This window comes from Geodermatophilus sp. CPCC 205506 (assembly GCF_051383635.1).
In the GTDB taxonomy this organism is placed as follows: Bacteria; Actinomycetota; Actinomycetes; order Mycobacteriales; family Geodermatophilaceae; genus Geodermatophilus.
Map to the genome: position 1 here is coordinate 42,911 of NZ_JALPKP010000018.1, position 25,210 is coordinate 68,120.

Genomic DNA, 25,210 nt, shown 5'->3' on the forward strand with positions numbered 1-25,210 from the left:
GCCGCTCGCCCGGGAGACGCTGTGGAGTACTACCTCGGAGTCGATCTCGGCACCACGTTCGTGGCGGCCGCGGTCAGCCATGACAGCAACACGGAGATGTTCGCCCTCGGGGACCGCTCGACGGTGATCCCCGCCGCGGTCTTCGCCCGGGACGACGGCGCGCTCGTCACCGGCGACGCCGCCGCCCGCCGGGTCGTGAGCAACCCCGACCGCGTCGCGACGGAGATCAAACGCCGGCTGGGCGACCCGACGCCGGTCCTGCTGGGCGGCTCGTCGTACGCCGTCACCGACCTGCTCGGCGCGCTCCTGCAGGACGTGCTCACCCGGGTCGGCGCGGAACGCGGCGAGCCCGGGATCGTGGTGCTGACCCACCCGGCGAACTGGGGCCCCTTCCGGCGGGAGCTGTTCGAGGAGGTGCCGCGGTTCGCCGGGCTGTCGTCGGCGCTGACCGTCACCGAGCCCGAGGCGGCGGCCGCCTACTACGCGGCGACCCGCCAGCTCGAGGAGGGCGAGGTCATCGCCGTGTACGACCTCGGCGGCGGCACCTTCGACGCGACGGTCCTCCAGCGCGTCGCCGACGGCATCGAGATCCTCGGCTCGCCGGACGGCATCGAACGGCTGGGCGGGACCGACTTCGACGAGGCCATCCTGTCCTTCGTCAACCACAAGTCGGGCGGGGCGCTCAACGAGCTCGACCTCGGCGACCCGAAGACCGTCGTCGCGCTCTCCCGGCTGCGGCAGGACTGCGTCCTGGCCAAGGAGGCGCTCTCCCTCGACACCGAGGTGACCATCCCGGTCTTCCTGCCCACCCGGCACCTGGACGTCCCGCTCACCCGGGCCGAGTTCGAGGACATGATCCGCGCGCCGGTCGAGTCGACGATCGGCACCCTGAGCCGGGCGCTGCGGACGGCGGAGGTGCCCCCGGACCGGCTGTCGGCCGTCCTGCTCGTGGGCGGTTCCTCCCGGATCCCGCTCATCGGCCGGATGATCGCCGACGAGCTCGGCCGGCCCACCGTCGTCGACACCCACCCCAAACACGCCGTCGCCCTCGGCGCCGCCACCCTGGCCCAGGCCCACAGCCGGCTCGGCCGGGCGCAGAGCCCGAGCACGTCGTCGGCCGACCGGCGCACTGCCGCCGGTGGCGCCGCCGCTGCCGCGGCCGCCGCGGCCACCGTCGCCCAGCCCGCCGCTCGGGCGGGCACGTCGGTGGCCGAACCCCGGACGGAGGCGGCCGTCGCGACCGCTCCGGAGCGACCGGCCGGCGTCGGCGCCATCCCCGTCCAGCAGGGGGCCGGTAACGGCGGCGACCGGTCGACGGGAGGCGGGTGGTCCGGCCGCAACGGGGCGGATCCCCGGCGGACGGGCCCGCCCCCCGGGGCGGACGGGGGGACGCGGGAGGCGTGGTCGGAGGACGCCGGCCACGGCCGGCCGCCGGGATCCCCACCGCCGCCGCCCATGCCGACGCAGCCGAACCGGCGCCGTCCCCTGCTCGTCGGCGCCGCGGCGTTGCTGGTGGTGGCGCTGGGGGTGTGGCTCGCGATCGTCCTCCTGCGGGACGACGACGCTCCCAGCGCGGACGGCGGTCCGCCCGCGGCGTCGCCGTCCGCGTCCGCATCCGCCGCCCCCGCTCCGACGCCGAGCGCTCCCCCGCGGGCCGCCGTGCCCATCCCGCCCGTCGGGACGCCCATCGAGGTCGGGGAGCTCTCGGGCTTCGTCGCCGTCGCGCCCAACGGGCAGCAGCTCTACGTCGCCCGGCGGGCCGCCGGCTTCGTCACCGTGGTCGACACCGCGCTCAACACCGTCACCTCGAACATCCCGATCCCGGCGGGCCCCCCGCAGTTCCTCATCTTCAACCGGGACGGGAGCCGGCTCTACGTCAGCGTCTTCAACGACGCCCGCACGATCGCCGCGGTGACCGTCATCGACACCTCGAACAACAAGGAGATCACCACCATCCCGGTGCGCACCCGGCCCTACCTGGGGGCGGTGACCCTCGACGGGTCACGGCTGTTCGTGCCGAACCACGACTCGGGGAGCATCTCGGTGATCGACACGGTGAACAACACGGTGCTCGAGGACGTCACCGTCCCCCCGAACCCGCACTGGATCGAGTTCACCCCCGACGGATCGCGGGCGTACGTGGCCAACCACGAGTCCAACCTGGTCACGGTCCTGGACCCGAACAGCCTCCAGGTCATCGATCAGGTGCCGGTGGAGACGAGTCCGCACAGCGTGGCGGTGCACCCGACCCGGCCGCTGGTGGCCAACGTCAACTACGACTCCGCCTCGGTCACGATGATCGACACCAACACCAACGAGGTCATCGACCGCGTGGACGTCGGGCGGAACCCCCAGGACATCACCTGGTCGGCCGACGGCCGGTTCGCCTACGTCGCCAGCGTCGAGGACGACAGCGTGTCGGTGATCGACGGCGAGACCTTCGAGGTGACCGCGCGGCTGCCCCTCGGGGACGGGCCGACGTCGGTCGCGGTGCTGCCCGACGGGAGCCGGGCCTACGTCAGCCTGCTCAACGAGGGCCGGCTGGCCGTGCTCAACGTCGGCGGCTGACCGCACCCCCCGGTCGGGAGGTCAGCGGGGGAAGCCGGCGTCGAGGTACATGTCCAGGACGGCGTCCAGCCGGGCGCTGCACTCGGCGACGGCCGCCCGGTGGTCCGGCGTGTCCTTCTCCGCCTGCAGGGCGCGGGCCTCGGCCAGCTCGCAGGCCGCCTGGGCGAAGTCGACCTCGAGCTCGTCGCGCAGACCGGAGGGGGTCATGGGCAGGGTCATGGGCAGGGTCATGGTCATGATCGCTCCACGATGTCGTCGATGGGTGCGGAACCCGAGATCCGTCTCCGCCGGTCCGATCAGGCTCCGGAATGGATTTCCCGGTGTTTCCGTGCCCTGAGAAGAGAATGGCTTTCCCGCAGCCGTCGGGACATCGAGCCAGCCCCCGGATCACCCGGAGGGGACTCCCCGGACGTGGGTGGGGCCCGCCCCCCCACCGGTTCCGGTGCCTGCCCCGGACAGCACTGAGCGCCCGCGGCGGGGAGCCGCCGCGGGCGCTCGAGGTCGAGCCGGACATGGGCGTGGCCCGGGCCGTGAGGCCCGGGCCACGCCTGGTCAGGGGTCAGTAGTGGTCGTGACCCGAGTAGTCGTTGTAGTCGTCGTGGCACTCGCGGTGCCCGTCGTGCCGGTCGTGGCCCCAGTGGTTGTCGTGCCGGTCGTGGCCCCAGTGGTTGTCGTGGCGGTGACCGTGGTCGTGGTGGCCGTGCCCGTGGTGGCCGTGGTCGTTGTCCCAGCGGTTTCCGTGGCGGTCGAACATGGGATTCTCCTTCGCTCCAGGCCCGGGAACTTCGTTTCCCGTGTTCTTGCCTGGGAAAAGAATGGCGGCCGGCCGGTCGCCGAACCATCGAGGAAACCCCCGCATTCCGCCCGCAGAGCCCCCCCTTCCGGACGTGGGGTCAACCCCCGCCGTCCCGTCGGGTCCGGCCCACCCGCGCCGGGCGCCGCCGGCCCGGACCTGCGGCCCCGGCACTCCTCACCGAGCCGGCTGGCTGAGGAAGCGGGCGTCTTCGGACCCTTGTTCGTGGGCGTCCGTCGCCCCGAGTTCGGTGGCCCGGCCGCTTGCCGGCCCCTCCTGCAGAGATGGATCCGCCATGACCAGTGGGACAGGGCATCCGCGAACGGGGCGCGTCGGCGCTGCTGACCGGATCGCAGCTCTGTCGGGGGCGGCGTCGGTCGTCATCACGCTGACCATCGGCTCCATCGGAGACGTGGGCGGCAAGGGCCTCGACCCCACGATGGCGCCCGAGGCGCTGGTCGACGGACTTCGCGAGCACGGGGCCGCGATCAGCACAGGCGCGTCGTTCACGGCACTGGGCGCGGTTCTCGCCGTCGTCTTCCTCGGGCCCCTGTGGAACCAGCTCAAGCGAGCGTCGGAAGGGCTCGCCGTCATCGGGGTCGCCGGCGGGGTCCTGTGGGCCACACAGACTCTCCAGTTCGCCGCCGAAGGTGTCGGCTTGGCGAGCGCGGCGGACCTCCGTGACGGCGTTGCGGCGCGGAGCCTGATGACTGCCGACTATGAGGTGGCGAGACTCCTCGCGGTTCCGTCGCTCATCATGGTCGCCACCGCCGTGGTGGCCGGCTTCAGGTACGACCTGTTCCCTCGCTGGTTCCGCTGGTTCAGCCTCTCTCTGAGCGTGCCGGTCGTCATCGCCTTCACTCCGCTCGGACCAGCTGGGCTCATGGGCGCTCTCGGAGCTCTGTGGATCCTCACGGCCTCGGTCCTCTTCGCCTTCCGACCTCCCGACGCGCCCTGACCCACTGGCCCGGTGACGACGTCGCAGGTCCGAGGTTCGACTGCTCACACCGCTATCGGTCCCATCCGGCGCGCCCTGCCCCTAGCGTCGGCACCGACCCCACCGGAGGACGACGGAAGGCGATCCCATGACCGCTTCGACCACCCTCACCCGCGAGCGGGCGGACCTGATCGAGTCCCTGCGGCGACACCGGGCCTTCCTGCGTTACACCGTCCGCGACCTGACGGACGAGCAGGCGATGCGGCGGCCGACCGTCAGCGCGCTCAACCTGGCCGGGCTGATCAAGCACGTGTCGGCCACGGAGGCGGGATGGGTGCAGTTCGCCGAGGGCGGGGCCGAGGCGATGCACCGCAACTGGGGTCCCGATGCCTCGACCCGGCACTGGCATCTCGCGCCCGGGGAGACGCTGGCCGGCGTGCTGGCCGACTACGAGGCGGTCGCGCGGCACACCGACGACCTCGTCGCCACCCTGCCCGACCTGGACGCCGAGCATGCGCTGCCGGAGGCACCGTGGTTCGAGCCGGGCGCCCGCTGGTCGGCCCGGCGGGTGTTCCTCCACATCATCGCCGAGACCGCTCAGCACGCCGGCCACGCCGACATCCTGCGGGAATCGATCGACGGTCAGAAGACGATGGGCTGACCCCGGCGCTCGCATCGACCCCCACGGCCGTCGCGACCGGCGCGCTGTTGCGCCGGTGACGTCCCCGCTGCGCATGCCGTGGGGCTCGACGCGACGTCGAAGACTCGCGCGAGCAGGAGGAGATGACTGTCGTCATCTATCGCCTGGAAACCGCAGCATCCAAGATCAGCGCTGCATCGTAGACGGAATGCGTACGTTGGCGGACCAGCAGGGCCACCGCGCTCCTCTGATCGGTGGAGACGCACAAGACCTGGCCCGGTTGCAGGTCGTTGACGTCAATGGCCCCGGTCAGGTTCGACGTCAGGCCTCCGCCGGTGCAGGCGGAGAGGTCCGCCGCGGCATCCACTCCGTCGTATTCGCTCGGCTCTGGACGGCCGAAGTTGCCCTGGAGCGCCGTCAGACGACCGTTGACGTCCACGGCGATGTCCAGGGAGTCCCTCTCTTCCGTGGACATCTCGCCGGTGTCCAGATCGACTCCCAGGAAGCGCTGCTGCTGCGCTCCATCCAGTTCGAGGCTCACGTTCCGCACCCCGGCCTCCCCGGCGGGACTGGAGGAAGTCGTGGAAGGCGCAGAGGATGCTGACGCCGAGGCGCCGGACGACGAGGTGGATTCCGCAGGGACGGGAGACAACGTCCAGACAACGACGCCGACGAGGAGCAGGGTGAGACCCGCTACTCCGAACCACATCCGGAAAGCCGTCGGAAACAACGCGCCGGCTCCGACCACGACGCCCGCTATCACGAGAATCAGTTCTGGCGCGTCCACGATGTCGGCTCCCCCTGCCGTGTCAGCGAACTGAGATGCCTTGCTCCCGGAGCGTAGCGGCTACAGAGCGTCGAATCCGGCAGGCAGAGCGTCACCCATCGGGTGCCGCGCGCCGTCTGATGATCGTGCCGCCTGGAAGGTCGATCCCATGCGCCTCCCGCTGCCACAGGCGTGATCCCGCACAACACCGGAGGACGGTAGGACTGGCTGGACGACGGCGGGCCTCGGCATCCCCGTGGTCGGCAGTGGCAGCGTCGTGGTCGAGCCTCAGCCGTCGACGTAGCGATCGCGTTCGACGAGGAACTGGCCGGTGGCGGTGTTGGCGTCGATGAACTCCGGCAGCAGCGGGATCCGAACCGTGACGGTGACGCAGACGGAGAACTCCTCCCCCGGCGTCAGCGTCGGCGCGTAGCTCCCCGCCGCGTCGCAGCCGGCGCCGGCGGGCGCGTAGGCCAGTCGCACGTCGGTCGCGTCCACCGACTGGTCCTCCACGGCCAACCGCGCCGCCACCGCCGCCCGGGCCGCGCCGGTCGCCGGATCCGGCGCCGTCCCCATCGCTCGCCCGTCCTCCCGCGCCGCCGCGGTCGAGGCGAACACGCCACGCTGCACTGCCGAGAACCCGGCCACGATGTAGACCAGCGGCACGAACACCACGATCGCGATGAACACGAACTCCACCAGCGCCGAACCGCGCTCGCCCGCCGCCTGACCCAGCCGGGCCCGCACCCAGCTCACCCCGCGGCCTCCTTCACCGCTCGGCCGGTCACCGTCAGCGGCAGCAGGTCGCCCAGCCCGGCGAGCAGCGTCGGCACCGAGCCCGAGCAGCGCACCACCACCAGCGCCAGGCCGCTGGGGTCGGTCTCCTCGCCCGCGGTGCAGCGCAGCCCGTCGGCGGTGCCCGGCGACGTCGCCCGTGCCACCACCGCCACCGTGTGATCGGCACCGGCGGACGACGGCACGTCGGCGTTGGCCGCGTAGCGCGCCCCCTCCTGCGCGCTGGCGGTCACCACGTTCCGCACGTGCACGTAGACCGCCACCTGCAGCACGGCCAGCAGCAGCACCACGACCAGCACCGAGACGAAGACGAACTCCACGACCGCCCCGCCGCGCTCCCCGCCCCGGACTCTCCGCGCGGAGAGTCCAGGCCGGAAACGGACTTCCCGCGCCGAGAGGCCAGGAAAGGGCTCAGCCACCGCTCGTGACGGAGGACAGCGCGTTCTGGACCGCCGCGACGATCGCCTCGCGGAACGGGATGAGGATGGCCAGTACCAGCGCCGCCGTCATCACCGTGATCATCACCCAGCCCGGGACGTCGCCCCGCTCGGGATCCTCACCTCGCACCCGATCCGCCAGAGCGGCCAGTGCCGCGAGAACAACCGTGAACCCGCGCATGCGGCGTCCTTCCTGTCGGTCCGCCGCGCTCATCGCGCCAGCGAGACGATGCTGATCAACCCCGGGAACAGGGCGAAGAGAACGGTCACCGGCAGCACCAGGAAGACGACCGGGACCATCATCGCGATCTCCTTCCGGCCGCCGGCCTCCAGCAGCCGGCGCTTGCCGGCCTCCCGCACGTCGGCCGCCTGGGCGCGCAGCACCTCGGCCAGCGGGGTGCCGCGCTCGATGGCGACGAGCAGGCCGTCGATGAAGCGGGCCAGCGGGTCCAGCGACGTGCGGTCGGCGACCTGCTGCAGCGCCTCGACCAGCGGCACCCCGGCGCGGGCCCGGCCGAGCGCGGACCCCAGCTCGGCGGCCAGTGCTCCGCCGGACAACCGCGTCACCCGCGCGATCGCCGCCGTCGGGCTCTCCCCCGCCGTCACCGCCAGCGCCAGCAGCTCGGCCACCACCGGGAACTCCGCGAGCAGCAGCTCCTCCCGGCGGCGCACCTGCTGCGTCAGCCACCAGTCGCGCCCCAGCACACCGCCCACCAGCCCGGCCACACAGAGCAGCCCGGCCGACAGCACGTTGAGGTCGCCGGCCAGCAGCGAGCCGACCGCGGCGAGCAGCGCCGACCCGAGCAGCCCGAGGCCGCCCCACACCACCTGCTCGATGCGGAAGTCCTCGACGGTGCTGTCCGTGCCGAGTGCGTCCAGACGCCGGCGCACCGCGGTCCGGCCACCGAGGACCCGGTCCACCAGCCGGGCGCCGTCGGCCACCACCGGCCCGAATACCCGCCGGACCGCGGTCAGCAGCCCCGGCTCGGTGACGGTGCCCAGCAGCCGGGACGGCGGCGGCGTGTCGTGCACGTACGGTGCCAGCCGGTCGACCAGCCGGACCGAGCGGAACGGCGGCGCGAACGTGACCACCAGCAGCACGCCCGCCGCCGCGGCCAGCCCGAGCAGCATCCCCGCCAGCGCCCCACTCACTGCGTCACCAGGCCGCTCCGCGGCCCGTTCGCTCCGCTCCTCGCTCGCTGGCGCTCGCTGCGATGCTCACTCACTGGAGCACCCGCACGTCCTGCGGCAGCCGGCCGATCCGCAGCATCAGCCGGTAGGCGACCAGGCACACCGCGGCCCCGCCGAGCAGCAACGCGGTCCCGATCGGTGAGTCGTAGGCGTCCAGCGTCGTCGACTGGGTCGCGAGGAGGAGCAGCACCACCCACGGCGCGGCCACCGCCAGCCGCGCCGCCTGGACCACCCGGCCCTGGCGGGTCTCCAGCTCGGCGCGGGCGCGGGCGTCCTCCCGCAGGAAGGTGGCCAGCGTCCGCAGCACCCGGCCCAGGTCGCTGCCACCGACCTCCCGAGCCACCCGCAGCGTCTCGACGATGCGGTCGCCGACCGGGTCGGCCAGGTCGTCCTTGAGCCGGTCGAGGCAGGGACCGAACCGGCCGCTGGAGCGGTACTCCGTGGCGAACCGGGCGAACGGCGCGCGCAGCGGCTCCGGCCCGCGGGTCGCCAGCGCCGACAGCGCCTCCGGCAGCGACAGCCCGGCCCGGACGGCCGACGCCAGGTTGTCGACCACCTCCGGCCACACCTCGCGCAGGTCCGCGCGCCGGTTTCCGGTCAGCCGCCGCACCTGGACGGCGGGCAGCGCGAACCCGAAGACGCCGAACAGCAGGCTGACCGTCACGGTCCCCGTGGTCAGGAGGACGACGACCGTCGTCAACAGTGCCAAGCCCACCTGCAGCGCCGTCAGCTGCGCGGGGTTGATGCCCGTCAGGCCGGCCGCGGCGAGCTGCTCGCGCCGCCGCGACGGCCCGCGCGCACCGATCCGTCGCTGCGGCGCCCGCGGACCGCTGCGCCACACCAGCAGCAGCCCGACGCCGAGCAGCAGGCCCAGCAGCGCCCCGGACAGACTCACGGCGTCCACCGGCCGTCGTCGAGCAGCGCCGCCAGGTCCAGGCCGTGGGCGGCGAACCGCTCCGGGTGCGGCGGGTAGCCCGAGGCCCGGACCAGCCGTCCCTCGCGCGTGGTGAAGACGTCGGCGAGCTCGATGACGCCGTCCTCCGCGCGGCCGGGGAGGGCGACGATCTCGCGCACCCGACGACGTCCGTCGGGCTCGCTGCCGACGTGCACGACGAGGTCGACGCTGGCCGCCACCGTGGGGACGACGAAGGCGTGGCCGATGTTCTCGCCGGCCAGCAGAGGCAGCGTGCACATCTTCACGACCGCCTCGCGGGCGGAGTTCGCGTGCAGGGTGCACATGCCGGGGAGCCCGCTGTTCAGCGCGATGAGCAGGTCCAGGCACTCCTCCTGCCGCACCTCGCCGACCACGATCCGCGAGGGCCGCATCCGCAGCGCCTCCTTGACCAGCCGGCGCAGCGGGATCTCCCCGGCGCCCTCGAGGTTGGGCTGCCGCGTCTGCATCGACACCACGTCGGGCAGCGGCACCCGCAGCAAGTAGACGCGCCGGAACCACATGTCTTCTTCGTGCGCGTCAATGACCTGAGTGGTGTGATCGCGACTGGCGTGAGCCTCGTTAGCGCGAAGCAGGCGGTCGATTCGTCGGCGCAGCGACATGCAGCAATGCAAGAGAGGTTGCCGATTCGAACGTAGCCGTCAACGAGCGCCGACGGCTACGTGACCAGTCGGGAGCCTTCTTGATCTTCGCGGCGTCCAGAGCGGTGCACAGAACGCCTAAGCGGACAGTTCAGCGTTGTACTTCGCCAGGACAGGGTCGAGCAGTTTCCGCCCCCTCCCCAGCGCCAAATTAGTTGCGCCACCCCACTTGATCAGCGCATCCGCCGTCACACGGTCGCCAAACAGGACCAGAACGGTCTCATTGTCGTCGATACGAGACCGCCAGAGCAGGCCCACTGCGTCAGGGCACCATTCGCGAATCCTCTTGGCCCAGTGCTGCGTGTAAGGGTAATAGACGCCATCACACTTGGTGAGCCAGGAGTCCTGTGAGAATGCGTGCGCACCAGGCCCGGTCAAATCGACGAGCCGGAGTGGCCGTTGCACGCGTATCTCGGACAGTCGCCTGCCCCTAACTTGCGCCAAGGGCACTAGGCGCGGTTGACCTATCTCCGACTCCGGAATGTCACGCAACAAGACCTCCGCCACCGCCCCGGCGATCGTCTGCGCAGCATAAAGGTACGAGAAGTCCCCGGCTGTACTGTCGAACCTGCCTGCCCTGAAGGGGTTCGACACCGGATTGGGGTTAAATTGGGTGGGCGCGAAAGCGTTTAGGTGAATCCGGAACAGCGACTCGCCAGCCGGAATAGTTACGTAAGTCGGGTTTCCAGGGAGATCACTCGGCGGCTCGCGGTAAGGCACTAGCCTGCGATTTCCGTCATGGACGCCGCCAGCTCGACCAGCAGGTTCTCCTCGGGAGACTCCAATAGGTCCACAGGAGCACGGCCCGAGAGGTAGCCGCTTGAGGACACCCACCAGGACAAGGCACCCCACGGATCTTCACCCGCAAGCAGGTTTGCATTGCAACGCCGCACGGTTAGGCGGGGAACGGCGACGTCGTCTAGCAGCTGAAATTGGAACTCTGGAACAGCTACTCTGCCCGGCTGCACCAGCACAATAACGGCGTTGCGGGACCGCAGGTAAGACAAACTCGAAATAGAGTCGGAGATTCGTCGATCTTCTACGTCGAGAAGCGATGTGCCTCGGGTTGAAAGGCTTCGTAGCAGGCGTTCCCTTGTGGCCACCTGTGGCTCCGGTTTGCCAGTGGCGTCGCGAATGACGTCGTGTCGAGGCTCCGCCTGACTCGCGTAAGCGGCGTCACGCCAGGGTGAAAGCCGGAGCGCGATTTCCTCTCGCGACTGCTCGTCGTAGCCCGCCAGCAGAGTGGACAAGGCCTCAACGGCCTCGGGGACGGACAGCAGCCCTGCTTCCAAGGCCAGCAGAACATGCTCGTCGAGTCGCAACTGGCCCCCTTCGTTGGTCGCTGGCCGTAACGTACTTCGCCAGCGATCACACGGCCAGCCCGTGACGCACGGTAGTCGTTGCGACTGTCGACGGCACGCACAGCAACAGGGCGCGGCGCAACCGGGTCGTCGGACCGCGCCCGTAGCGTCTCGCGCGTGGACATTCGTCAGGCGTTGGTTGGTGTCGCTTCGTACTCACATCTAGCCGGCCGTGATCAGGCGGCACAGCAGCACCTTGCGGAGGTACGGCGCAATCCGCCGCCCGAGTTCCCTCTCGGACTCAAGGTTCTAGTCAGCGGCAGCGGCCAGAGCCTTCCGCGAGTGCCGTGGATTGCCCTGTTGGATAAGGACGTCACGGAGACCGCTCAAGACGGGCTGTACCTCTGCTACCTCTTCACCGAAGACCTCGACGGTGTGTACCTGTCGATGAACCAGGGAGCCACTCAGCACCTCCGCGTTGCGACGGATGCCGGACACAGTGGACGGGCAGCCGAGCGGGCCGCTATCGAGAAGATCAGAGAGGAAACTAGGCTTCTCAGGTCCTTAGTCACCGACTTGCTGCCGACCGACAGCGAGGCGCAGATCGACCTGAGGTCGAAGGCGTTCCTGCCTCTGGGGTACGAGGCAGGAAACATCGCCGGCGTGCGGTACTCACTGTCCTCCTTGCCGCCAGCGCCAACACTGGCGGACGAGTTGAGCCACTTCCTTGCTTTGTATTCGGCTTGTATCGAAGTGAAAGATCAACTTGCGGCGAATCGACAGGTACAGACCAGCGCGCGGTCGGCTCGACGACGCGTCGAGAATCACCCACTGAAGCCTGAGTTTCGACCTAAGAACTCGTCGGAGTACATCGCGACTGTCAAAGCGTCGACACAGCGGCGCACCCGGAAGCATGAGTCGCTTCTCGACGCTTTCGCTGATGATCTGACCGCCTCGGGGCACGTCCCGGCCAACAACGTGCACCCGCGCGACCTGACCATCGAGGCGAACGGCGCACATTGGCTGGTGGAGGCGAAGACTGTTGCCGTAAATGCCGAGGAGGCAGTGCGCGCCGCGATCGGCCAGCTGTTCTCGTATCGGCACTTCTACTATCGCTCAGCCAGGCGCGACGACCCTCGACTGCTCGCGCTCTTCGACACACCTGTCGGTGCCGCATTCGAGGAGTTGCTTGCCAGTCTTGGCATCGAGGTACTTTGTCGTACCCAAGGTACTTGGCGAGGCTCCGAGGCTGCCGAGCGACTAGTGCAAACCGATCAAGCGTCAAACAACTTCTCCGCAATGTAGACCGGACGCTCCGGCCGGGGTCGAGACGCTAACCACCAGAGGCCCGCATCGGCGTCGTGGCCGACTCTTCTGTGCTTTTCCAAATCCGAGAGCGTCTTACTTATTTCGTCACCGACGCGCAGGACTACCCAAGACGACTTCACCTGAGCCGGCAGGCGCTCCCACAACGGGGCGTGCATTTCCCGACGAGTCATGCCAAGCGCCGACCCCTCACCGAGAATGTCGCAGAGGTAATCGCCGAGCTGCGCCCGACTCAACCCTGGCACAGAGAAGCGGTCATTGGACTTCTCGCCCTTGGTCACTCAGGACACCTAGCGGCCATGCCCGGAGGGTAGTTGCCTACAGGCGTCGGCCGAGCCCTGAGCTGTCCCGCTGCCCGGGACGCTCAGCCTGGGTCAGGCCATGCGTCCCGGGCAGGCGGTGGACTAGCGGTCCTCGGCGGTGAAGTTGCTGTCGATCAGGTGGCACCCGGAGGGGCACCGCCTCTCCAGCTCCACCCACCGGAACGGTTCGGGGTCGTAGCCGGCCGTGATGCCGAACTCTTCCACTTCGATGACGGCCCCGCAGCGGGGGCAGGCGGTATCGGTCACGCGCGTGCGCGTCGGTCGTGTCATGCCCCGGGACGGTAGGGACGAGGGTGCTTAGTGTCGCGGGCTCGACACATTCCGTCATCTAGCGAGTGGGCATGTGACCGTCATTCACGCATTTGTGCTGGTCAGCGCCTTGCTGGCTCTCAGCTAACTCTGGAGGGTCGGCGGTCACCGTGGCGTCCCGTGACCGAGCGCCCCTAGCGTTGCGGAGCCGGGCAAAAGCAGCAGACCAGTAGCCGCATCTGGACGGCGCGGCGTGGGCGACGCTCCCTCGTCGAGCAGCCCCACCCGAACCCGACGGCCGCGACGGACCTACGGTGACGCGGTGACTGAGCCGAGGATGGTGAACGCTCGCCTGGCCTACAGCTACTTCGAGTTTGCGCTGGAGGGTCTCGGGGTCTACCTGCGCGACCCGAAGGGCGACGACGTCGGCCGGGATCGGTCCTACCTCAGCGACAAGCTCCAGAAGGCGCTGACACGGCTCCAGGCTGCGCGGGAGCTACTGCACGGGCCCGACGACGCCGAGCCCCCGCAGGACCTGCTGGCAGCCCTCGGCGAGGCCCGGGACGCGGTGGTGGACGTCGACTCGATCACCCAGGCCAAGAAGTACGCGGTCGCAGCCATCGACAACGCGCACACCGCACGGGTGCACCTGGGGCAGCTCACCGGACCATGACGGGCTCAGTCCGGGTGCACGTAGCCGATCGGGATGCCGAACTCACGCGAGGACGCGACAACGAACGTTAGCGACGTGATCTCGTCGGTGACCCTCGCCAGGACCCGCTCGATGGCGATCAACTCGTCTAGGGACGGTGCGGGCTCCGGCTGAGTCTTACGCGGGGGGATCCGCTGCCAGGCGAGCGAGTCCCTAGCTTGCCGCTGCCACTCATGCAGGTAGGCGGCCTCCTCCTCACCCGAGAGGTCGAGCAGCTCCTGCAATGGGCGCTCGTGGCGCGCCTCCAGCACCCAGTCCTGATGGACGACGTTGTTACGCCGTCTCCGGGCGTCCTCAGTAGCCATCACGGCCTTGAGGACACGGTCTCGCAGTGGGCCGACGAGCCTGACCTCGGCGAGCAGGCGCACCCACCGGTCCTGTTCTGCTCCTGCCCGCTTCCGGGTTTCCTCGTAGGGCACGTAGCGGTCGAGGTGGTGCCACAGGTTTGCCATTGCCAGGTCGAGCCGGGACCCAGCGATAGTGATCCGGCCGACCTCCTGGAGTACCTCAGATCCGGGGTACACACTGGCTCCTCAGCGGCCGAGCGACGGCGCTCAGAAGGTCCACCCCTGCTCTTCGATGTAGCCCATGAGCGGGAGCCACCGGATCCCAAGGGCCTCGCAGGCGTCCGGGATGCGGGGCTTCTCGATGCTCCCCGAGCGCGTCTCCTCGGTGACGACCACCCCGTCCCGCGCCATCGCGAGCGCGACCACGAACGGGTCCGCCATATTCCGCTTGCCTCCCCTGCCGACGAGCCTCGGTGCGATGCTGAGAACGTGCCGGGTCGCCCGCTGGATGTCCTCCTCCAGCGGCACGAACAGACCCACTTGCGCCTTCACCCACTCGTGGACCTCGTCCTCGCGACGGCTGATCTCGTCGCGGACGAGGTCCGGACACCGGATCGAGCCAGCGACGATCTCCTCCTCGATCCGCTTCCACAACGTCTGGAAGACCGTCGGTCGGAGGAGGTCACGTCGGCCGTTGATGAAGGCGCTCGTGTCGAAGGAGTAGAAGGTCACCCCGCTACACCGACTCCGTGAGTCGAGCCTTCTCCGCCAGGCCGGCGAGCTGGCCAACCTTGGCGTCGAGGTAGGTGGCGGCGGTCGTGCTGTCGATCACCCGTCGTCGATGGGCGTCGGTGACCGCGCGGACGTAGCCCTTGCCGAGGTCGCGGACCATATTCCGGTACCAGTTCCCTCGGCCGCTCCGGGAGCTGTTCTCGTCCTCCTCGTAGGCGGCCAGGAACTCCTCCCGGCGCTCCTCGTAGTACCGGATGGACACGCGGCCCAGCGTGACAAGGCGACGAAGGAACGCCTCGGCGCTAACCCCGAATGGGGCCGCTGCTGCCCGAAGGGCCTCGTAGTCCCAACTTCCGGGGTCGTTGACCCGAGCGACCACCTCGGGTCGGGCGAGGACGGCGGCGGCTGGCATGAGGATGTCCGCCGCGACGGCGTTCGCCCGCGCCTCCTGGCGGCGGTTCGGGTCGGTGGCGCGGGCGTCGGTTATCGCGTCACAGAGGCCCTCGGTGTGCATGAGGAGGTGGGCGTACTCGTGCAGCAGCGAGAACAGACGTCCACGCGCGGAGTCGGCACCGTTGAGCACAATCACGGGCAGGACGTCGAAGTAGAGCGAGAAGCCCCGCATCTCGGCGACCTCGACCAGACCCCCCGAGGTTGCCAGCACGAGGACCCCCGCCTCCTCCAGGGCGGCCACCCACACGTTGAGGTGGTCATATGCCGTGCCGGACCCGCGCGGGAGGCTCAGTGGCGAGATCGCGAGCAGCTCCGACCGGGCCATCGCGGCGACGTCCGCGTCGGATGACGGGAGGGGCTCGATCCGCCAGGCCGTCGAGGGCGTCGCGTCGTCCAGATCGGCCAGCTCTAGTGCGTTCTCCCGCTGCGCGTGGGCCCGCCGGTACTCGGCGTGCAGGGCCGGGGACCACCTACCGGCCTCCGCTCCCGCGACCCGGCGGAAGTCGCGCATGGTGTCGAAGTCGGTCGGCGGGTGGGGCAGGAAGAAGACGGAAAGGGCCCTCTTGTAGACGTTCGCGGCCCGCTTGAGCTGAGCGACGGTCGGGGACGCGGTCCCGTCCTCCCAGGCTTCTACTCGGCCCTCGGGGACGTCGATGCGACGGGCGGCGGCGGTCGGGCTCAGGTCGATGGTCTCTCGGGCCCAGCGCAGGACAGAAGGCTCGACCAGCGCGGGGATCGAGGTCGACACGAGGTCATCGTGCCCGAGCCCTGTGACGATTACCGGAGCAGCTCACACGTTAGGGCCGAGTCGTTACCTCTCAGGACGGATGACTCGCCAAGCCGTGTGACGTTTTGAGGCGGACCGGTGTCCTCGCCGGCTCGGTCAGCGACGCTGCATTCATGTCCACGTTCTCGGCCGCGGCCGCGCTGCCGTACGAGCACCTTGAGCGTGCGACCGCTGGGCTACGGGCGGACTTACGACACCAATCGGTAGCTGCCGGCCCCCGCGCGACGCCGCGGCTGGAGACCTTCACAGTCACGGGAGAAGTACGTCGCCTCCCGCCAGGGCTCAAGGGTGCCCGGGACTGCGACTCAATTGAGCCCTCGGTCGGTGGCCATAAGATCAACTGCCTGAATGAACCGCCGCCTCGCCTGGGAAGTTGTCGCGAGTGCGGCTTCCGGCCTTCGCATACTCACTTCAAGTGCACGGCGCAGCGGGAGAGGCGATCCGGCGATGGCGTCATTACGGGCAAGAAGGCGGGTCACTTCGCTGGCACTAGGCGCCGTGAGCTCTTCCTGAGGTTGCACGGTGGGCATGCCACGACGAGATTCCACACGCCGTTGAGGTCGGGCCCCTCCCAGACGCCGCTCTGCATCAGCGCGAATGGATATACGTGATCGACGTGTACCGCTGCCACATCCAGCGTGATGGGTTCGGCGCAGTAGAAGCACCGTCCGTGTTGGAAGCCGATCAGGGCCTCGCGAGCGCCGGCCAGCGCCACCCGACGAGCTGGAGTGAGGAGACGCTCCCCGTCCGCGGAGACGACCACTCCAGAACCAAGCAGCCCGCGCCCCAGCTCCGCGTCGAAGCACGCCTCGACGATCGACCAGCGCGCGTCCAGCTCAAGCCGGAGCAGGGCCTCGTGCCGAGCGACGGCCAACATCTGCGGCGTCAGGCTTAGCCGCCGGGAGCTGCCTAGTCCACGAAGCTCATAGAAGCGGTGTCCCACCTCGCCGACGCCGCGCAGGTTGTGGAACTTCTTCATCACCATCTGCGGCATCGAGGCCACAGCGGCATCAAGCAGGCGGCTCGTGGGCGCACCGTGGCGCAGACTCGTTGACGACTCCTCGTGAAGAACGGTCAGGAAGTCGGCGGCGCTGCTGACCGAGCCCGCCGGGGCCTGCGGGTAGCGCCCCGCCCTCTGAACAAGCTGCATGGCGTAGGGCACTGCCAGCTCGGTCAAGGACGCTTCCTCACATCCTCGGCGCGCCAGGTCTAGGAGCGCGCTCCCGAGTGCGAACTTGTACGTGCGGGAGTTGGCCCCCATGAGGACGGCCATCCGCCACGACGTCACGGCTGTCGGTTCGACTCGGTAGAACTCCACGAGCGAAGTGAAGCCGAAAGGAGCGACAAACGTGGGCAAGCTGGTCCGAGACCTGATCCCCGACATCATCGAGCGCAGCGGCAGGACTCCGGAGGTGCGCCTCCTCGGCGAAGCGGAGTACGTCGACGCGCTGCACTCCAAGCTGCTCGAAGAGGCCGAGGAGCTGCGCACCGCCGATCCCAGCTCACGTCTCGAAGAAGCCGCCGACGTCTATGAAGTCCTGCTGGCCATCGCTCAGACACTGGATGTAGACATCGCGGACGTTGCCGCCGCCGCGGATGTCAAGCGGGCAGAGCGTGGCGGCTTCGAGCGGCGCATCTGGCTGGAAGCGTGACCTGACGCTCGTCGCCCTGGCTGGCTCGTCGGCGTCTGGGGTCGGTCCAGCGGAGCAGTGGCCGACGGCCTAAGTGGAGGGACCGCCCAGTTGGTACAACGCGAGGTCAACGTCTCGTGCTAGCCAGATGCGACCGGAGTCGGCCACCATGTCGCGCAGTGCCTCGATTGCAGCCATATACGGCCCGTAACTGATCCGGTCACCGACCTGATATCCGAGCTTTTTCAGGCCGATGTGGGCGCGACGGTCATACACCGCCATTCTTTGAGGCGCTGCCGCCAGCAGGATCGTGGAAGGCCAGGCACCCGTCCCCTGCACACATCCTGGAAGCAGCCTCAGCCTTTCACGTCCTCGTGCCGCGGCCTCCGGTGTACCTGACGCGTCATCTCGCGCGGCTTCCAGAGCTTCGCCCGTGATCTGGCGGACCTCTTCGTCGGACATCCGGTTGAGCGGGAGCGCCCACTTCCGGTAGTCGCCAAGTCGCTTCCAGAGCAGCAGACCCCCGAGATCAACCTTGCCGAGGCTTCGGTCACGGTCGGCGCGGCTGGCAACCTCCGCCAGCGCCTGGTCGTAGTAAGGAGACGCGCCTTTCAAGTAGTCCTCGCGACCCCGCACCAGCTCGTTGACGATCAACTTCCTACTAGAACCGCCGCTGCGCTCCGGGGCGGCGATCACCGAACACCTGCGAAGAACTGGCGGTGGTAGGCCACCGCAGCCATGTCGACATCGTGGCCCGGACGCGTACGCAGAGATGCCAGAACGGAACGGTCCGCGGTCCGGTGCACTTTCCAGTCCTCGCCGATGAAGATCGCGCCCTTGTCGAAAAGCACATGATCGTTGGGGCAGAGGCACAGCACGTTGTCGATGACGTCGGGACCGTTGTGCGGCCGGCCCAGGGCGCGGATGTGCGCGCCTTCGGCGTACGCGCCTCCGTCGACTTCGAGACGGATGCCGCAGACCTGGCATGTGTGGTCGTGCAGGTTCTTGACCCACTGGGTCACGGCGCTGTTGCGAACCACCCGTTGGGTCACGCTCTGGGTTCGACTCGGGGCCTGGTCGCCGGCGGGCCGGGACGTGGTCCCAGCTCCCGGCCGCGCCTCCCAGGCGGTACCGCCGTCGGCCTTCTCGAGCAGGTAGCGGAACACGAGCGGCCCATCGGGATGTGGCTCGGACCAGTGCCGGACCACTGTGTACAGGCCGTCGTAGCGGAGTCCGCTGGCCGGCGTGTACGCAGAGCGGTTCCGCTTGCGGCGGGGAACGCCACGGATGACGCGTACCGGCAGGCCCCGTTCCTCGGAGCGGACGAGAGCGAGGTTCCCGCCGTCCATCTGCTGGTCTTCCACATGCCGAGTGCGGTCCTCGTTTTGACCGCCTTCGCCCGTGTAGATGATTCGGACACCTTGATCGTCGTCGGCGTAGCCGCCCGAGACGACGATCGCGTCTGCCCCTTCCTCGGGGTTGCCGCTGATCCCGTTCTGATTGTGCCGGTGCAAGCCCGCGAGGCGGACCTCGGCCCGAGACCTAAACTCGTGCCCCTCCCGGTAGCCGGGAATCTCGCCGAAAACGCTGGGCAGGGCCACACGAGCAAGATACGAGTTCGTCCTCGCGCGCCGGCAGCCCCGGATCACCCAGCGTGGTGACGCTGCGGCCTTGGTCCGCCCCGCGAGACCGTCAAGGACGGCCAACTGCGAGGCCCGGCCGGGCCGAATCGCCGGGGCGATAACGACCAGCGACGCGGGCTACTCGTCGGGGAGAAGGTAGGCGAACCTTCTGGCCTCAAGAGCTTCCTCGGCTGGCGTCCAGTCCGTCCACGCCCGTCGACGACCTCCAGCAGTGTGGAACTGCCCCGTCGACTGATCCTTGGTCACCTCGATGCCGTCCACCACGATGAGGTCCGAGTGGGCGCAGTCCATTCCGTGGTTCACCTCGTTGATGGTCAGCTCCACCGTGTCGGTGATCATCGAGCTGCCCTTGACCTCGCAGTGCCGCTCGACGCCGTCGACCATGACCTTGATGTCGTAGGGCTTGCCGAGCACCTCCCAGTCCGTCGCGCCCAGGGCCTTCTCGTAGTACTCCAGAGCGGCGGCAACGGCGTGCTGTTCGACGGCGGCCCGGCGCTCGGGGTCCTGAACGCGCGTCGTGCTCCCCGGCGGTGCCTTCTGCCCGCTCGGTTCGGCATCCTCGATAAGTTCGCCCCCCTCGTCCTCGACACCCGTGGTCAGCCTGGCCAGCTCGATGCCGGGGATGAGGTCGAACAGCTGTATCGGGAACTTGACGAAGTAGGCCTGCTGGGTGCGGACCTGCGTCCCGCCGTAGCGGTAGAAGGGGAAGTAGACGGGTGCGCCGTGCTGCTCAATTAGGGACGCGCGGAGCTCCATGAGCTGATCAAGCAGCGGCAGCAGCGAGGCCGGGGTCGGGGGCTGCGGGAACTGGGAAAACCCTTCGAGCGGCGCAACCCAGCCTTCGGTGGTGCGGGGGCCGGGCAGAGCGCGCCCGCTGGTGCCTCGCGGCTGCCAGGTGTACTCGGGCACCGTCGTCGCCGACTCCATGACGTCTGACCAGCCCACGAGGGCTCGCGCCTTGCCCGACCAGTGCAATACCCGGTCACCGGGCTTCACCTCGCCGACGAGGTCGTACGACCACACGCCGGCGTTCAGCTTCGGGGCCTTGAGGTTGGCACCGAGATCGTCCCGGAGCGTGATCTCCATCCAGTACCGCTGGGCCGGGTCTGCGGTCCACCAGGTGTTGAGCGCCACGGCACGCAGCCTGCTACAGGCGGGGCACCCACCGTGACCGGGACATGGACCGACCGCCCGAAGGGGGGGGGCGTCGTACCTGTCCGATACCAATGCGGTCGTGGAGACCAAGCGGTGCGCGAACTGCAAGCGGTCGAAGCCCGTGGGCGATTTCTACTGGAACAAGACCAAGCAGCAGTGGTATGGCCGGTGCAAACCCTGCCACCGGGAGCGGGCGAACGAGCTCCGCCGAGAGCGCCGGGCCCGGATGACGCCAGAGGAGCGGGCGGCGCAGAACGCCAAGCAGTACGCCAACGCCACCCAGCGACGCGAGGAGATGGGAGACGAGGCCTGGCGCGCCTACCGCCTCGCCCTGTTCGACGCCTATGTCGCGGAGAGCCGCCAGAAGCTGTGGCAGTACCTGCGCGAGCACCCGTGCATGGACTGCGGCGAGACCGACATCGTCGTCCTCCACTTCGACCACCGCGACCGCGAGTCCAAGGAGATGATCATCAGCCGGATGGTCGCCTCGGGGCGGCGCTGGGCGGTCATGCTGCGCGAGATCGAGAAGTGCGACGTCGTGTGCGGAAACTGTCACGCCCGCCGCACCGCGACGCAGATGGGCTGGGGCAAGGCTCCGGTGTCGGGAACAGCGGCCGATGCCGGATGACCTTGATCGCCGACCGGCGGGCAGGCGTCGGCGATCCGTGCCGTTCTGTCGGACACGGCCGGTAGCAATTCGGCCGTGACGGAGAAGGAGTGCCTGCACTGCCTCGACCGGAAGCTCGTGGCCGAGTTCTACTGGGACGAGAAGAGGCAGCGCTACAAGGCCACGTGCAGGGCCTGCGAGAACGCCGTCAAGGGCGAGCGGCGGAAGCAACGCAGCGCCCAGATGACGCCGGCCGAGCGGGCCGCTGAGAACCAGAAGCAGTACGCCCGCGACGCGCGGAAGAAGGAAGCGATGGGCGAGGACGCCTGGCGCGCCTATCGCACCGGATTGCACACCGCGTACGTGGAGCAGAACCGCGCGAACCTCTGGCAGTACCTCGGAGATCACCCATGCGTCGACTGCGGCGAGACCGACATCGTCGTCCTCCAGTTTGACCACCGCGACCGTGAGTCCAAGGAGGTGAACGTGAGCCAGATGATCTATAGCTATAGCTGGCCGACCATCCGCCGGGAGATCGAGAAGTGCGACGTCGTGTGCGTCAACGACCACATGCGCCGGACGGCGAAGCAGCTGAACTGGAAGAAGGCCTTGCTCACCGAGGTCCCGATGACAAGCGTCGCCGACGTGGACGCCGTCTAGTACCGCGACTGGCAACGTTCGCCCTGAAGGCGGCCTCAGGGACAGGGGCTCATCCTGAGGGTGTGGACTACGCCAACATCAGAACCGGCACCGGAGGGAGGATTCTCCCGAAGGCCGACCCCGACCAGCGCGCACTCGCCGAGCACATCGGCTTCGTCGTGATGGTGGCAGCGCAACTTGACGCAACGCTGTCGGGCCTCGTGGACGTGGTCGCTGGCTTCGACGGTGACCTGAAGCTAGAGGCGTGGGGACGGTCCGGCAGGGATCTGGTCCAACGGCTCAAGGTCATCGAGGAGCAGGAGCTCGCACCCGAGGTTGTCGGCTTCGCTGATCGATACGACCGTCTGTATCGGGTCCGCAACCAGGTGGTGCACTCAATCCGCATGGAAGAAGATCCCGATCACGACCCCGACATGACGGTTCGTCTGCTGAAGCAGAATGCCAAGCGCCCGTCTGAAGGCCTCCACGCCAGGGTTGTGCTCGGCGTCTCCGAACTCATTGACCTTTGGTATGAGCTCCGAGACTTCAACCACGAGGTGATGCTGATCTTTCTTGATTACGCGAGCAGGTCAAAGTGGGCACCGACGTGGGTTTCTCCCGGAGACCCGGAGTCGTGGCAGCCGCCGTCCTAGAGCCGCGTCAGTTGATCGTGCGCCAGTCGCCAGTTGCGGCCGGCGTTGTCGCTGAAGTCGAGTTGGAGATGTGAGAACACGAGCGGACTAGCGCTCCAGGACTCCATGTGTGGAAGCGGCCAGCAGTACCCCTCCTCCGGGGCAATCTGTGCAGCCCGAGCGCTGGTCAGAGCCCCTGCCCCGATCATGGCCCGCCGTTGGCCGTCGAGGTCGCGGGCGATGAGGGTCGGGGTCGGTGTGACTTCGAAAATCGGCGAGACGCCTTCATTGAAGACCAAAATCTCGGGAGGGTGCGTCGCGACGGTGATCCACGCTCGAACGACCGGTGGGGGCGGTTCGCTGGCTGCAATGCTCGGCAGCGCCCTCCGCACGCCATCGATCTGCAGCAGCAGTCCTACGTCTCGCAGGAGGCTCGACTCCTCGCCCCATGTGAACAGGTTTTCCGTCAGCGCGTTCACGAACTTGACCGCCACCTCGGACGCCGAGGTATGAAGGTCCATCGCATGGAAGCCCACATCACGATCATCCAGCGGCTCCAGCGCGGCGCGAAACGCCTCAATGAGGTCGGCCCGGGGGCTAGTGGGGTTGCCGATCCGCTGCAGGTCCACGGTGTCGGTGCGACCTAGCGCCTCCACGAAGACTTCGGTTAGGTGGAGCGTCTCTTCGTCAGCGATGACGTCTTGGCTCTTGTCCAGCAGTTCTAAGGCCACCGCGCCGGCCGCTTTCACGATCGCCTTGTTCTCGGCGATGTCGTCTGGACCTAACTTGATGAGCTCGCGGACCTTGGGTAGGGCCAGTCGAGCCGCGGGACCGAGCAGCGACACGGCGAGAGGCACGCGGGCAGTGTCTCAGTAGCCCGTCCAGCGATGGGTCCCGACCGGGGTCTGACTTTTGACCCTAGTGTTCGCGAGCGCCCTCTTGCGTTCGCGGCCGCGCAGGGCAACTGGTGGGCGGCAGTCTCCCTCGTGCTGGCGCTCGGAGCGCTCCTGTGCACGATGGTGGACTCTCGCCGGCGAGCCCGAGCACACCGGGAGACGGTCATCGCCAAGGGCTGACGCCCGGACGCCGCACAGTCCTCCGCAGATCAGTCAGGCGATTCACTCGGCCGCGCGAAAGGGGGACGGTCGCGGGTGTCTCATAGTGGGCCGTCCAAGGCGCAAAGTGGCACCTTCGCGACAACTCGGCCTGGCCGCATACGAGGACCAGCAATCTTTGCATGTGGCTGGCGCGCACGTCGGACCTCACCGGCCGCCAGACCGACGGCAACGCGGGCCAGGACACCCTGCTATGCGGCCGCACCCGGACCGCGGACTAAATCCGCGAGCCTGGTGGCGCTCGGCATAGCGCTGGAATGATGGGCTGTGCCGCGCCTGAGTGCGGCTACCGCTGAATCACGGGCAGCCGTCCTGGTAGACCCGGGGCTCGGGGTGGCCAACTGCGTTCCGCAGTCGGTGTTGTACAGCGTTGCTTTCTGCGTCTGACTGGATGTCTCCGCCACGAGAATGGCTTCCACACCCGCACTCCCAGTGCCAGTGCATACATTGGCGACCGTCGTGCCAATAGCGCCCGTGTTCGTAAGTCGTCTTCATGCGCGTAATCACTCCACGCTTCGCCATCTGCCTGGGTGACCCTGACTTCCAGGGACTCCGCATCGTTCCACACCCGGATGAAACGTATGCCTCGACCCGGTTCGCCGCATTCGAGCTCATTCCGGGACACGCCGCCACCGAGGCCGAGGTGCTCGTGCTCTCCGGTGCGGTGCCCGGGGTGACTGAGCAGCCGGGCCCGTGGGTCGTGGGCCCGGCGTCGCGGTAGCGCTGGAGCATCGACGTCGCCAGCCTGCGTGCCTCGTATCCGCTGACGAAGTCGCCAGGCACCGATCGCCTCAGCAGGCCGGCAAGGTTCTGCAGCTCCGAGAGGCACTCGGCATCGGTCGCCCCGGCGTCGACCTGCGCGGCCAGCGCCGACATCGCTGCGCTCACCTCCCGCCCGAGTTCGGGATCGTGCGCCGCGATAGTCGTGCGCGGGTCGATTTGCAGCGCCTGGCGCGCGGTGGTCAGGCCCGGCCAGCCGTCTGGCTAGCCTCATCCTTGATCGCCAGAACGGGAGGCATCGGTGCAGGCAGACGAGACCGCCTACGGTCAGCTCACGGACGTACTCGGCCAGCTGAACGCCATCATTCAGCGACTGCCCGCAGCCGAGGACTCCGTAGCGGCATACCAGCAGCGCGTCGACCGGTACCTCGCGCTAGGAGACCTGGCCGAGGCGCTCAGCTGGATGCATGAGTCGCTGCAGATGGCCTACATGGAGCTGGAGTCCGCGGCCGCCATCGTCGACCAGGATCGGCCCGTCGACATCGCATATGGCACGGGACGTTCATGGGCCGGACCGCAGCCGCCCTGCTACCTGCTGGGCTTAGCCGACCGGGCAGCCGACGGCACTGCCCGGGCCACGACGTCTTACCGGGCGCGACTGAGCGACACCCGGCTGACCGAGTCGATGGACCCGGCGTGCCCCAAGATCATGGACGGCCGCCCGTGCTCTGGCACACGGGTCAATCGCGCCGATGGGACCCGCGCCGCCGCGTGCTGGCCTCATCTGACGGCGGAGCAGAAGAGCGAGATCAACGCGGAGCGCAAAAAGGCCATCGCGGCCAACGCCTGCGCGGAGTGCGGAGTGGCCGCCGGTGAGAAGTGCATCCAGGACGGCCGGACCACGACCGTCCACCAGCGACGCCTACGCGCTCTCCACCAACCAGGTTCCTGACGTCCTCCGCCTGGCCATGGTCTAGCGGCCACGGCCTCGCGGATCTGCTCGGCGTTCTCGACGGACAGGTCAATCTTGTAGTCGACGCCCGACGCGTCTAAGGCCACCGCCTCGTGCGCCTCCAGCAGCGTCTTGCCGGTCCCGCGAGCGTCGCGCAGTCGACGAGGATCACCCGGACATTCACCTTCCCGGCGTAGTCGAGGGCGTCACCCTCCTCGTCGTCCTG

At 68.7% G+C, this 25,210-nt stretch carries 31 protein-coding genes; 10 read left to right on the forward strand and 21 right to left on the reverse strand.

Annotation, left to right across the window (positions count from 1 at the left end; genetic code table 11):
* The first annotated feature begins 21 nt into the window (after positions 1-21).
* Positions 22-2,568, forward strand: a complete 2,547-nt coding sequence (locus tag MY520_RS12250) for an Hsp70 family protein (protein WP_436692379.1) — start codon at positions 22-24, stop codon at positions 2,566-2,568.
* A gap of 21 nt (positions 2,569-2,589) precedes the next feature.
* Here MY520_RS12250 and MY520_RS12255 read toward each other — a convergent pair whose 3' ends face one another.
* Together MY520_RS12255 and MY520_RS12260 are read right to left on the reverse strand one after the other, a co-directional pair.
* Positions 2,590-2,805, reverse strand: coding sequence for a hypothetical protein (locus tag MY520_RS12255; protein ID WP_436692380.1), 216 nt, complete (start codon positions 2,803-2,805; stop codon positions 2,590-2,592).
* 322 nt (positions 2,806-3,127) lie between these two features.
* Positions 3,128-3,322, reverse strand: coding sequence for a hypothetical protein (locus MY520_RS12260; RefSeq protein ID WP_436692381.1), 195 nt, complete (start codon positions 3,320-3,322; stop codon positions 3,128-3,130).
* A 334-nt stretch (positions 3,323-3,656) separates the two neighbouring features.
* Between MY520_RS12260 and MY520_RS12265 the strand changes: the two genes are divergently transcribed.
* Both MY520_RS12265 and MY520_RS12270 read left to right on the forward strand, forming a co-directional pair.
* On the forward strand, positions 3,657-4,319 hold the full coding sequence (locus tag MY520_RS12265; RefSeq protein ID WP_436692382.1) for a hypothetical protein: 663 nt from the start codon (positions 3,657-3,659) through the stop codon (positions 4,317-4,319).
* Between the two features lie 127 nt (positions 4,320-4,446).
* Entirely contained in the window at positions 4,447-4,959 is a 513-nt protein-coding gene (locus tag MY520_RS12270) for a DinB family protein (RefSeq protein ID WP_436692383.1), read from the forward strand.
* A gap of 136 nt (positions 4,960-5,095) precedes the next feature.
* Here MY520_RS12270 and MY520_RS12275 read toward each other — a convergent pair whose 3' ends face one another.
* From MY520_RS12275 to MY520_RS12315, 9 genes are all read right to left on the reverse strand, one after another.
* Positions 5,096-5,479 (reverse strand): hypothetical protein, encoded by a 384-nt coding sequence (locus tag MY520_RS12275; protein ID WP_436692384.1) that lies wholly within the window; start codon positions 5,477-5,479, stop codon positions 5,096-5,098.
* Between the two features lie 513 nt (positions 5,480-5,992).
* Entirely contained in the window at positions 5,993-6,460 is a 468-nt protein-coding gene (locus MY520_RS12280; protein WP_436692385.1) for a hypothetical protein, read from the reverse strand.
* A complete protein-coding gene (locus tag MY520_RS12285) occupies positions 6,457-6,819 on the reverse strand; it encodes a TadE/TadG family type IV pilus assembly protein (protein WP_436692386.1) in 363 nt (120 codons plus the stop codon). Before MY520_RS12285 ends, MY520_RS12280 begins: the two co-directional genes overlap by 4 nt.
* A gap of 91 nt (positions 6,820-6,910) precedes the next feature.
* Positions 6,911-7,117: a hypothetical protein gene (locus tag MY520_RS12290; protein ID WP_436692387.1), complete on the reverse strand. Its 207-nt coding sequence runs from the start codon at positions 7,115-7,117 to the stop codon at positions 6,911-6,913.
* Positions 7,118-7,146: 29 nt separating this feature from the next.
* Entirely contained in the window at positions 7,147-8,088 is a 942-nt protein-coding gene (locus tag MY520_RS12295; RefSeq protein ID WP_436692388.1) for a type II secretion system F family protein, read from the reverse strand.
* Positions 8,089-8,158: 70 nt separating this feature from the next.
* Complete coding sequence (locus MY520_RS12300) at positions 8,159-9,031, reverse strand: type II secretion system F family protein (protein ID WP_436692389.1); 873 nt, start codon at positions 9,029-9,031, stop codon at positions 8,159-8,161.
* Positions 9,019-9,582: an ATPase, T2SS/T4P/T4SS family gene (locus tag MY520_RS12305; protein WP_436692390.1), complete on the reverse strand. Its 564-nt coding sequence runs from the start codon at positions 9,580-9,582 to the stop codon at positions 9,019-9,021. Before MY520_RS12305 ends, MY520_RS12300 begins: the two co-directional genes overlap by 13 nt.
* Positions 9,583-9,798: 216 nt before the next feature.
* Positions 9,799-10,554, reverse strand: a complete 756-nt coding sequence (locus tag MY520_RS12310) for an RES family NAD+ phosphorylase (protein WP_436692391.1) — start codon at positions 10,552-10,554, stop codon at positions 9,799-9,801.
* A complete protein-coding gene (locus tag MY520_RS12315) occupies positions 10,440-11,042 on the reverse strand; it encodes a hypothetical protein (protein ID WP_436692440.1) in 603 nt (200 codons plus the stop codon). Before MY520_RS12315 ends, MY520_RS12310 begins: the two co-directional genes overlap by 115 nt.
* Before the next feature lie 156 nt (positions 11,043-11,198).
* Here MY520_RS12315 and MY520_RS12320 point away from each other — a divergent pair, with 156 nt between their 5' ends.
* Positions 11,199-12,326 carry an MrcB family domain-containing protein gene (locus MY520_RS12320; protein WP_436692392.1) on the forward strand — a complete coding sequence of 376 codons (1,128 nt, stop codon included), beginning with the start codon at positions 11,199-11,201 and terminating at the stop codon, positions 12,324-12,326.
* Here the strand turns inward: MY520_RS12320 and MY520_RS12325 are convergent.
* Together MY520_RS12325 and MY520_RS12330 are read right to left on the reverse strand one after the other, a co-directional pair.
* Positions 12,296-12,628, reverse strand: a complete 333-nt coding sequence (locus MY520_RS12325; RefSeq protein WP_436692393.1) for a hypothetical protein — start codon at positions 12,626-12,628, stop codon at positions 12,296-12,298. The two genes, MY520_RS12320 and MY520_RS12325, sit on opposite strands and share 31 nt — an antisense overlap.
* Before the next feature lie 123 nt (positions 12,629-12,751).
* Positions 12,752-12,940 (reverse strand): hypothetical protein, encoded by a 189-nt coding sequence (locus MY520_RS12330; RefSeq protein WP_436692394.1) that lies wholly within the window; start codon positions 12,938-12,940, stop codon positions 12,752-12,754.
* Positions 12,941-13,241: 301 nt separating this feature from the next.
* Here MY520_RS12330 and MY520_RS12335 point away from each other — a divergent pair, with 301 nt between their 5' ends.
* A complete protein-coding gene (locus MY520_RS12335; protein WP_436692395.1) occupies positions 13,242-13,592 on the forward strand; it encodes a hypothetical protein in 351 nt (116 codons plus the stop codon).
* Between the two features lie 5 nt (positions 13,593-13,597).
* On the opposite strand, the gene MY520_RS12340 is transcribed toward MY520_RS12335, so the two are convergent.
* The 4 genes from MY520_RS12340 to MY520_RS12355 all read right to left on the reverse strand — a co-directional run bounded on the left by MY520_RS12340 (position 13,598) and on the right by MY520_RS12355 (position 17,208).
* Entirely contained in the window at positions 13,598-14,155 is a 558-nt protein-coding gene (locus MY520_RS12340) for a hypothetical protein (RefSeq protein WP_436692396.1), read from the reverse strand.
* Between the two features lie 30 nt (positions 14,156-14,185).
* The gene (locus MY520_RS12345; RefSeq protein ID WP_436692397.1) at positions 14,186-14,650 is read right to left on the reverse strand and encodes a DUF4411 family protein; all 465 of its coding nucleotides are present in this window, start codon (positions 14,648-14,650) and stop codon (positions 14,186-14,188) included.
* Between the two features lie 4 nt (positions 14,651-14,654).
* Positions 14,655-15,851 carry an ImmA/IrrE family metallo-endopeptidase gene (locus MY520_RS12350; protein WP_436692398.1) on the reverse strand — a complete coding sequence of 399 codons (1,197 nt, stop codon included), beginning with the start codon at positions 15,849-15,851 and terminating at the stop codon, positions 14,655-14,657.
* Positions 15,852-16,365: 514 nt separating this feature from the next.
* Complete coding sequence (locus tag MY520_RS12355) at positions 16,366-17,208, reverse strand: HNH endonuclease (protein ID WP_436692399.1); 843 nt, start codon at positions 17,206-17,208, stop codon at positions 16,366-16,368.
* A gap of 31 nt (positions 17,209-17,239) precedes the next feature.
* Here MY520_RS12355 and MY520_RS12360 point away from each other — a divergent pair, with 31 nt between their 5' ends.
* Positions 17,240-17,542 carry a nucleoside triphosphate pyrophosphohydrolase gene (locus MY520_RS12360; protein WP_436692400.1) on the forward strand — a complete coding sequence of 101 codons (303 nt, stop codon included), beginning with the start codon at positions 17,240-17,242 and terminating at the stop codon, positions 17,540-17,542.
* A 69-nt stretch (positions 17,543-17,611) separates the two neighbouring features.
* Here MY520_RS12360 and MY520_RS12365 read toward each other — a convergent pair whose 3' ends face one another.
* From MY520_RS12365 to MY520_RS12375, 3 genes are all read right to left on the reverse strand, one after another.
* A complete protein-coding gene (locus MY520_RS12365; RefSeq protein WP_436692401.1) occupies positions 17,612-18,217 on the reverse strand; it encodes a hypothetical protein in 606 nt (201 codons plus the stop codon).
* Positions 18,214-19,122 carry a YDG/SRA domain-containing protein gene (locus MY520_RS12370; protein WP_436692402.1) on the reverse strand — a complete coding sequence of 303 codons (909 nt, stop codon included), beginning with the start codon at positions 19,120-19,122 and terminating at the stop codon, positions 18,214-18,216. The genes MY520_RS12365 and MY520_RS12370 overlap by 4 nt, the downstream gene beginning before the upstream one ends.
* Before the next feature lie 159 nt (positions 19,123-19,281).
* A complete protein-coding gene (locus tag MY520_RS12375) occupies positions 19,282-20,298 on the reverse strand; it encodes a protein NO VEIN domain-containing protein (RefSeq protein ID WP_436692403.1) in 1,017 nt (338 codons plus the stop codon).
* A 100-nt stretch (positions 20,299-20,398) separates the two neighbouring features.
* Here MY520_RS12375 and MY520_RS12380 point away from each other — a divergent pair, with 100 nt between their 5' ends.
* The 3 genes from MY520_RS12380 (at position 20,399) to MY520_RS12390 (ending at position 22,218) form a co-directional block, all read left to right on the forward strand.
* Positions 20,399-20,947, forward strand: coding sequence for a hypothetical protein (locus MY520_RS12380; protein ID WP_436692404.1), 549 nt, complete (start codon positions 20,399-20,401; stop codon positions 20,945-20,947).
* Between the two features lie 75 nt (positions 20,948-21,022).
* The gene (locus MY520_RS12385) at positions 21,023-21,586 is read left to right on the forward strand and encodes a hypothetical protein (protein WP_436692405.1); all 564 of its coding nucleotides are present in this window, start codon (positions 21,023-21,025) and stop codon (positions 21,584-21,586) included.
* Positions 21,587-21,648: 62 nt separating this feature from the next.
* Complete coding sequence (locus MY520_RS12390; RefSeq protein ID WP_436692406.1) at positions 21,649-22,218, forward strand: hypothetical protein; 570 nt, start codon at positions 21,649-21,651, stop codon at positions 22,216-22,218.
* On the opposite strand, the gene MY520_RS12395 is transcribed toward MY520_RS12390, so the two are convergent.
* Positions 22,215-23,054, reverse strand: coding sequence for a hypothetical protein (locus MY520_RS12395; protein ID WP_436692407.1), 840 nt, complete (start codon positions 23,052-23,054; stop codon positions 22,215-22,217). The two genes, MY520_RS12390 and MY520_RS12395, sit on opposite strands and share 4 nt — an antisense overlap.
* 1,279 nt (positions 23,055-24,333) lie before the next feature.
* Here MY520_RS12395 and MY520_RS12400 point away from each other — a divergent pair.
* Positions 24,334-24,984 (forward strand): hypothetical protein, encoded by a 651-nt coding sequence (locus MY520_RS12400; protein WP_436692408.1) that lies wholly within the window; start codon positions 24,334-24,336, stop codon positions 24,982-24,984.
* Positions 24,985-25,210 lie beyond the last annotated feature (226 nt).